9 protein-coding genes and 2 rRNA genes are annotated in these 7,268 nt (G+C 35.8%); all 11 read left to right on the top strand.

The annotated features are described in order from the left end of the window. Positions 1-118, top strand: a 23S ribosomal RNA gene (locus tag BR72_RS13365); the annotation flags it as partial. A 50-nt stretch (positions 119-168) separates the two neighbouring features. Further along, a 5S ribosomal RNA gene (gene rrf, locus BR72_RS13360) occupies positions 169-284 on the top strand. A 284-nt stretch (positions 285-568) separates the two neighbouring features. Next, the gene (locus tag BR72_RS13355) at positions 569-754 is read left to right on the top strand and encodes a sigma factor G inhibitor Gin (RefSeq protein WP_035433627.1); all 186 of its coding nucleotides are present in this window, start codon (positions 569-571) and stop codon (positions 752-754) included. A gap of 235 nt (positions 755-989) precedes the next feature. After that, positions 990-2,399, top strand: a complete 1,410-nt coding sequence (locus tag BR72_RS13350) for an aminotransferase class I/II-fold pyridoxal phosphate-dependent enzyme (protein ID WP_035433626.1) — start codon at positions 990-992, stop codon at positions 2,397-2,399. A gap of 18 nt (positions 2,400-2,417) precedes the next feature. After that, complete coding sequence (gene tmk / locus BR72_RS13345; protein WP_035433625.1) at positions 2,418-3,044, top strand: dTMP kinase; 627 nt, start codon at positions 2,418-2,420, stop codon at positions 3,042-3,044. A gap of 32 nt (positions 3,045-3,076) precedes the next feature. Further along, positions 3,077-4,060 (top strand): DNA polymerase III subunit delta', encoded by a 984-nt coding sequence (gene holB / locus BR72_RS13340; RefSeq protein WP_035433624.1) that lies wholly within the window; start codon positions 3,077-3,079, stop codon positions 4,058-4,060. Positions 4,061-4,064: 4 nt separating this feature from the next. Further along, complete coding sequence (locus tag BR72_RS13335; protein WP_035433622.1) at positions 4,065-4,892, top strand: PSP1 domain-containing protein; 828 nt, start codon at positions 4,065-4,067, stop codon at positions 4,890-4,892. A 14-nt stretch (positions 4,893-4,906) separates the two neighbouring features. Further along, the gene (gene yabA / locus BR72_RS13330) at positions 4,907-5,257 is read left to right on the top strand and encodes a DNA replication initiation control protein YabA (protein WP_035433620.1); all 351 of its coding nucleotides are present in this window, start codon (positions 4,907-4,909) and stop codon (positions 5,255-5,257) included. Between the two features lie 146 nt (positions 5,258-5,403). After that, on the top strand, positions 5,404-6,144 hold the full coding sequence (locus tag BR72_RS13325; RefSeq protein ID WP_035433619.1) for a tRNA1(Val) (adenine(37)-N6)-methyltransferase: 741 nt from the start codon (positions 5,404-5,406) through the stop codon (positions 6,142-6,144). Then, positions 6,131-6,421 (top strand): GIY-YIG nuclease family protein, encoded by a 291-nt coding sequence (locus tag BR72_RS13320; protein WP_035433631.1) that lies wholly within the window; start codon positions 6,131-6,133, stop codon positions 6,419-6,421. The genes BR72_RS13325 and BR72_RS13320 overlap by 14 nt, the downstream gene beginning before the upstream one ends. Next, the gene (gene rsmI, locus BR72_RS13315) at positions 6,390-7,265 is read left to right on the top strand and encodes a 16S rRNA (cytidine(1402)-2'-O)-methyltransferase (RefSeq protein ID WP_035433617.1); all 876 of its coding nucleotides are present in this window, start codon (positions 6,390-6,392) and stop codon (positions 7,263-7,265) included. Before BR72_RS13320 ends, rsmI begins: the two co-directional genes overlap by 32 nt. Positions 7,266-7,268: the final 3 nt, after the last annotated feature.

Below are 7,268 nucleotides of genomic sequence, written 5' to 3'. Positions count from 1 at the left end.
ATTTCCCATAGCGTTAAGCTAGTAAGATCCCTGAAAGATGATCAGGTTGATAGGTTCGAGGTGGAAGCGTGGTGACACGTGGAGCTGACGAATACTAATAGATCGAGGACTTAATCAAACAATATGAAGCAAATGTTATCTAGTTTTGAAGGAATATACCTTCATAAGTCTGGTAATGATGGCAGAGAGGTCACACCCGTTCCCATACCGAACACGGAAGTTAAGCTCTCTAGCGCCGATGGTAGTTGGGACTTTGTCCCTGTGAGAGTAGGACGTTGCCAGGCAAACGAAAGACGAGTCAGTGGACTCGTCTTTTTATTTTTATCCCGTGTTTCACGTCAGTAAGTGCGCTATTTTGGGATAGCAAGCTCAATTAAGTATTAGACAGACACTTCGCCTAGAAATGATTCATACACTAAGAGTATAAAGAATGTATATATTTCGAAAAAATGTTAACGCTTATAGATGTATGTTGTCATTTCATATAGAGGGGAGGAACAGTTTATTTATCGTTGATCTAATTTTATATAGTAATGGTTAGATAGAATACGATAAATAGGCGAATAATATGGGGTATGTCACAACAAAAGAAGAAGTTTGTATTGTGTGTGAGCATAAAAAGGAAAGTGGAATTCATTTGTTTACGAGTTTCATATGTGAATCATGTGAACGAGAAATGATAGAAACAAATACGAATGATCCAAAGTATATGTTTTATTTACAACAACTACGAAAGATACAAGTATCACCTTAGAAAAATACAAATTGAAAAAACGAGATAAAACCCTTTTTCTTTTTTTATGGGCCATATACAAGGATTAAAACAAAGGGAGAAAGCAAGTAGCAGTCATTTTTTTCTGCATGGTAGCAACTTGTATGTTGAAGAATTAAAATGGATTTATATAGAAAAATAGGCATATTGCCTATTATTTTTTTTTGTGAAAATCTCTGTATAATATAGAGAGAACGAATAGTAAGGAAGAGTGAATATGGATCAAAGAAAAATGCCCTTATATGAAGCACTAAAGACGTTTGCGAGCAAGAAACCTGTATCCTTCCATGTTCCGGGGCATAAAAATGGAACAAACTTTCCTCATGAAGCGCAAAAATATTTTCATGATATACTTTCTATTGATGTAACAGAACTTACTGGACTTGATGATCTGCATAGTCCATTTGAATGTATAGAAGAAGCACAGCGCTTATTAGCAGAGCTATATGAAGTACAAAAAAGTTATTTTTTAATTAATGGTTCAACGGTTGGGAATTTAGCTATGTTGTTTGCGTGTTGTAATGAACATGATATAGTTCTTGTACAAAGAAACGCTCATAAATCAATTATGAATGGTCTTAAATTAACGGGAGTGCGTCCTGTCTTTCTAGAGCCATTGATTGATGAGAAATATGGTGTGCCAGTTGGCGTACCGTATGAAACGATTGAAGAAGCAATCTTGCAATATCCACAAGCGAAAGCTCTTATTTTAACGTATCCAAACTATTATGGTATGGGCACTGATTTAGAAAAGAGTATTGCATTAGCGCATAAAAATGGTATTCCTGTTTTAGTAGATGAGGCACATGGAGCACATTTTTGTGTCGGAGAACCGTTTCCAACATCAGCGCTTGCGTATGGGGCTGATATTGTTGTGCATTCGGCTCATAAAACATTACCAGCAATGACAATGGGTTCATACTTACATGTAAATAGCTCGCTCGTTGATGAAGAAAAAGTTTCTTCTTACTTAAGTATGTTGCAATCTAGTAGTCCATCTTACCCCATCATGGCTTCTTTAGATATAGCTCGTTTTGTATTAGCGAAGATAAAAGAAGAAGGGGGTAAGGAAATTACGGCATTTACTGAGCAATTTCGCAGAGCATTAAATCGCATTCCACAACTTGCTGTTTTAGACTATCCAATCCAAGATGCATTAAAAGTAACAGTGCAGACGCGCTGTAAGCTCTCTGGATATGAATTACAACGTCTATTTGAAGAGATAGGTATGTATGTTGAAATGGCAGATCCATATAATGTTTTACTTATTTTACCGCTCCAAGTAAATGAAGCATATATAAAAGTAATTGATAAAGTGCAAGAGGCACTATGTTCATACGATGTAGAAGATAATAAACCGCGTATAAATTATCCTTATAAGAATCATTTATCTTCTTTGTCATTTACGTATAAACAATTGGAGAAATATAAGAAAAAAGTTGTGCCGCTAAGAGAAGCGTTAGGCATGATTGCGGCTGAAATGATTATACCGTATCCACCAGGGATTCCGCTGGTCATGTATGGAGAAGAAATTACATTAGAGCATATAAAGCAAATTTCTGATTTAGAAGAGACTGGCGCCCGTTTTCAAGGAGATATAAAAAATATTACTGTATACGATATATAGAGAAAGAAGGTTTTATGGATGAAGGGATTGTTTGTAACAATTGAAGGGCCAGAAGGGTCAGGGAAATCTACATTAATTACAAAATTATTGCCGTACTTTGAGAAGAAGAAGCAAAAAGTAGTGGCGACGCGTGAACCAGGTGGAATTGCGATTTCAGAAGAAATTCGGACCATTTTACATAAAAAAGAGCATACAATGATGGAAGCACGTACAGAAGCATTATTATATGCTGCAGCACGCAGACAACATTTAGTAGAGAAGGTTATGCCGGCTTTAGAAGATGATTATATTGTCATATGTGATCGTTTTATAGATAGCTCTCTTGCTTATCAAGGATATGCACGGGGACTTGGCGTTGATAAGGTATTTGAAATTAATCGTTTTGCGACAGAAGATTGTATGCCGGATATTACAATCTATTTAGATATTGAACCAGAGGTTGGCTTAGCACGTATTAGAAAAGATGATAATAGAGAGGTGAATCGTTTAGATTTAGAAAGCATGGAATTTCATAAACGTGTTCGCGAAGGGTATTTACAATTAGTAGATCGATTTGCAGATCGTATCGTTGTTGTAAATGCAGATCAACCAATGGAAGCTGTTGTAGAAGAAGTTATTCAGCTTATTGAACAAAAATTGGTATAATAGAAGAAAGTATAAAAAGTGAGGTATGGAATATGACGAAGACGTGGGAACAACTGTCTCTTCTACAACCCATTGTTGTAAAAATGTTAATGAATAGTATTGCAAAAGAGCGTATATCCCACGCTTATTTGTTAGAAGGGCCAAAAGGAACAGGTAAACTAGAAACCGCTATGCAAATGACGAAAAGCTTTCTTTGTTTACAACGAAATGGAGTAGAACCTTGCCATACATGTACGAATTGTCGACGCATTGATTCGGGCAATCATCCAAACGTATATATTGTTGCACCGGATGGCCTATCCATTAAGAAACAGCAAATTCATGAATTACAAGAAGAGTTTTCGAAAACGGGTCTAGAAGCAACGAAAAAAATATATATTATTGAGCATGCCGATAAGATGACAACAAATGCTGCAAATACATTACTTAAATTTTTAGAAGAACCAAGTAGTGACACAGCGGCAATTTTGTTAACTGAGCAAAGCCACCAAATTTTAAGTACTATTTTATCCCGCTGTCAAATTGTTACATTCAGGCCGCTTCCGAAAAATGCTTTGGTTAACCGTTTAGAAAATGAAAAAATAAGTCTTTCTTTAGGAAATCTTGCAGCGGAACTTACAAACAGTTTTGATGAGGCTCTATCATTTTGTAATGATGAATGGTTTGCACAAGCACGAACTTTAGTGATAAAATTATGTGAAGCCCTAGAGAAAGATACCACGTCTCTTTTTTTTGTTCAGGAGAAGTGGATAAAGCATTTTGGAGAGAAAGAACAACTACAGCTAGGATTAGATATGTTGCTCCTTATTTATAAGGATTTATTATATGTTCAATTGGAAGAAGAAGAGCGGCTCGTTTTTCAAGACCAAAAGGGATTATTCCAATCTTTTTCCTATTCTCAAAAGCGCATTGTATCGGCTCTTTTCAATATATTAGAAGCAAAAAATAGAATCAACGCTAATGTAAATGCGCAGCTTGTGTTCGAGCAGTTAGTGTTGCGGTTGCAGGAGGGATGACCGTTTGTATGATGTAGTAGGTGTTCGATTTAAGAAGGCCGGAAAAGTGTATTACTTTGATCCGAATCAATTTGATATCTCAGAAAATGAGTTTGCAATCGTGGAAACAGTACGAGGCATCGAATATGGAAAAGTTGTCATCACGAAGAAACAAGTTGATGAAAATGATGTTGTCTTGCCACTTAAGAAAGTGATTCGGATTGCAAATGAAAATGACCGTACAATTGTTGAAGAAAATAGACGCGCAGCAAAAGAAGCATATCAAGTTTGTCAGGAGAAAGTAATCGAACATGAGCTTGATATGAAACTTGTTGATGTGGAATATACATTTGATCGTAATAAGGTTATTTTTTATTTTACAGCAGACGGTCGTATTGATTTTCGCGAGCTTGTAAAAGATTTGGCAGCTATTTTTCGGACAAGAATCGAATTAAGACAGATTGGTGTTCGTGATGAAGCAAAAATGCTAGGTGGTATTGGTCCATGTGGCCGAATGCTTTGCTGTTCTACTTTTTTAGGGGATTTTGAACCTGTATCCATAAAAATGGCAAAAGATCAAAATTTATCGTTAAATCCTGCAAAAATCTCAGGGTTATGTGGCCGATTGATGTGTTGTTTAAAGTATGAAAATGATGAATATGAGGCAGCGAAAGAGCAGCTTCCAGATTTAGATGAGAAGATCCAAACACCGCATGGTCTTGGTCGTGTAATCGGATTAAATATTTTAGAAAGATTAATTCAAGTGGAATTGGTAGACAAGGAACGGATAGTAGAGTATACGTTAGATGAATTAATGAATAAAGGGGTCGTTTCGAGTCAAACCACAGATTAATGAGGTGGATGCTTGTGGAGAAAAAAGATATTTTTGCAGCAGTTTCCAGTATGGAAGAGCAAATTGGACATCTCTATAAACAGTTGGGAGAGTTAAAGCAGCATCTCGCAGAGCTACTGGAAGAAAACCAACATATTAAATTGGAAAATGAAAATTTGCGGAATCGTTTTGAAGAAGTTCAGAATAAGCAGAAACAGAAATCGAATAAGCAAAAAGAAATAAAGCCTAAAATAGATATCGGTGAAGGATATGATAATTTAGCACGCCTGTACCAGGAAGGTTTTCATATTTGCAATTTGCATTATGGAAGTGTACGTAAAGAAGGGGATTGCTTATTCTGTTTATCATTTTTAAATAAAAAATAAAATTACCTTTCCAATAAATTGGAAAGGTAATTTTTTGTACATATAACCAAAATAGAAGTAATGGACGTTAGACTGTTATAAACATAGGTAAATTGTCTTAACGTTTGCTAAAATAAAGTTTGAATGATAAGGAAGGAAAGAACGATATGCAATTGTATGGAGATGAACGTTTAGATTATTTACTATCAAAAGATATGAAAATTATTCAAAGCCCATCAGTATTTAACTTCTCATTAGATGCAGTATTATTGGCGAACTTTGCATGGATGCCCATTCAGAAAGGAAATGTATTAGATTTGTGTACGGGCAATGCAGTGATTCCTCTTTTATTAAGTTCTCGTACGAAAGGAAAGATTACGGGAGTTGAAATACAAGAGCGTATTTACAATATGGGTGTTAGAAGTGTTCAATATAATGATTTAGAAGAGAGAATCCAGCTTATTCATGGAGATTTAAAACATATGCCAGAGCAATTGGGACGACATCAGTTTGATGTTGTTACATGCAATCCGCCATACTTTCAAACGCCAAAACCATCTGAGCAAAATTTAAATGAACATTTAGCAATCGCTCGTCATGAAATTATGTGCACACTAGAAGATGTTGTACGTGTTAGCAGCCAACTTGTTAAGCAAGGAGGAAAAGTTGCTTTTGTACATCGACCTGGTCGTTTGCTTGATATTGTAATGCTTATGAGAAAATATAAGATTGAGCCAAAGCGCCTTCAATTTGTATATCCAAAAGCAGGTAAAGAGGCTAATACATTATTAATCGAGGGTATTAAAGACGGGAATGCAGACTTAAAAATTTTGTCACCCCTTTTTGTATATGAAGAGAATAATAAATATACGAAGGAAATGAATGCAATTTTATATGGAGCAGAATAAACATTATTTTTATGTTGTGGAATGCGCTGATGGAAGCTACTATGCGGGATATACAAACCATTTAGATAAGCGAATCAAGGCTCATAATAGTGGAAAAGGAGCACGTTATACAAGAGCAAGACGTCCTGTTATATTAAAATACTTTGAAACTTACGAAGAAAAAAGAACTGCGATGCAGGCAGAATATCGGTTCAAGCAGCTAAAACGGAAGCAAAAAGATGAGTATATACAAAAAGGAGATTATTATGTGGCAGCAAAAAAGTTTTCAGATGAATGAGAGAGGAACATTATACTTAGTTCCTACTCCAATTGGTAATTTGGAAGATATGACATTTCGTGCAATTCGTATGTTAAAAGAAGCAGACTTTATTGCAGCAGAAGATACAAGGCAAACGAAAAAGCTATGTAATTACTTTGAAATTGAAACGCCAGTAATGAGTTATCATGAGCATAATAAAGAAGTGAGCGGGCGGAAAATTTTAGATATGTTAGAACAAGGGAAAACAGTAGCGCTTGTCAGTGATGCGGGTATGCCGTGTATATCAGATCCTGGCTATGACATTGTTGTTCAAGCAGTGGCAGAGCAGTACACAGTTGTCCCTCTTCCTGGACCAAATGCTGCACTTACAGCATTAATTGCATCAGGGTTAGAAACAAAACACTTTTATTTCTATGGTTTTTTACAGCGTCATAAAAAAGAACGTAAGGCAGAATTAGAGAAACTACGTTATATTCCAGATACAATGATGTTTTATGAGGCACCGCATCGACTAGGCGAAACTTTAGTATCTATGAAAGAGGTATTAGGGAATAGAAACGTTGCATTATGTCGTGAGCTTACGAAAAAATTTGAAGAATTTATTCGCGGTTCTTTAGAAGAAGTTATTCATTGGGCAAAGGAAAATGAAGTGCGTGGCGAATTTTGTGTTTTAGTAGAGGGTTCTACAGAAGAAGCAGTTAGCGAAGCGGCATGGTGGGAATCATTAACGGTTGAGGAACATGTCGAATACTACATAGAGGAGAAAGGCCTTTCTTCTAAAGAAGCAATTAAAGTTGTTACAAAAGATCGGAATATGTCGAAAAGAGACGTATATCAAGCATATCATGTTGAAAAAAAATAAAGC

The sequence above is a fragment of the Bacillus sp. UNC322MFChir4.1 genome, assembly GCF_000746135.1.
Taxonomy (GTDB): domain Bacteria; phylum Bacillota; class Bacilli; order Bacillales; family Bacillaceae_G; genus Bacillus_A.
Note: the sequence above shows the minus strand (reverse complement) of the source record. Positions and strands in the feature narration are given on the sequence as shown.

Bases quoted from the DNA above. Each gene is read 5' to 3' on its own strand.
- tmk (WP_035433625.1), top strand. From the start codon at position 2,418: ATGAAGGGATTGTTTGTAACAATTGAAGGGCCAGAAGGGTCAGGGAAA.
- BR72_RS13355 (WP_035433627.1), top strand. From the start codon at position 569: ATGGGGTATGTCACAACAAAAGAAGAAGTTTGTATTGTGTGTGAGCAT.
- BR72_RS13325 (WP_035433619.1), top strand. From the start codon at position 5,404: ATGCAATTGTATGGAGATGAACGTTTAGATTATTTACTATCAAAAGAT.
- holB (WP_035433624.1), top strand. From the start codon at position 3,077: ATGACGAAGACGTGGGAACAACTGTCTCTTCTACAACCCATTGTTGTA.
- BR72_RS13320 (WP_035433631.1), top strand. From the start codon at position 6,131: ATGGAGCAGAATAAACATTATTTTTATGTTGTGGAATGCGCTGATGGA.
- rsmI (WP_035433617.1), top strand. From the start codon at position 6,390: ATGTGGCAGCAAAAAAGTTTTCAGATGAATGAGAGAGGAACATTATAC.
- BR72_RS13350 (WP_035433626.1), top strand. From the start codon at position 990: ATGGATCAAAGAAAAATGCCCTTATATGAAGCACTAAAGACGTTTGCG.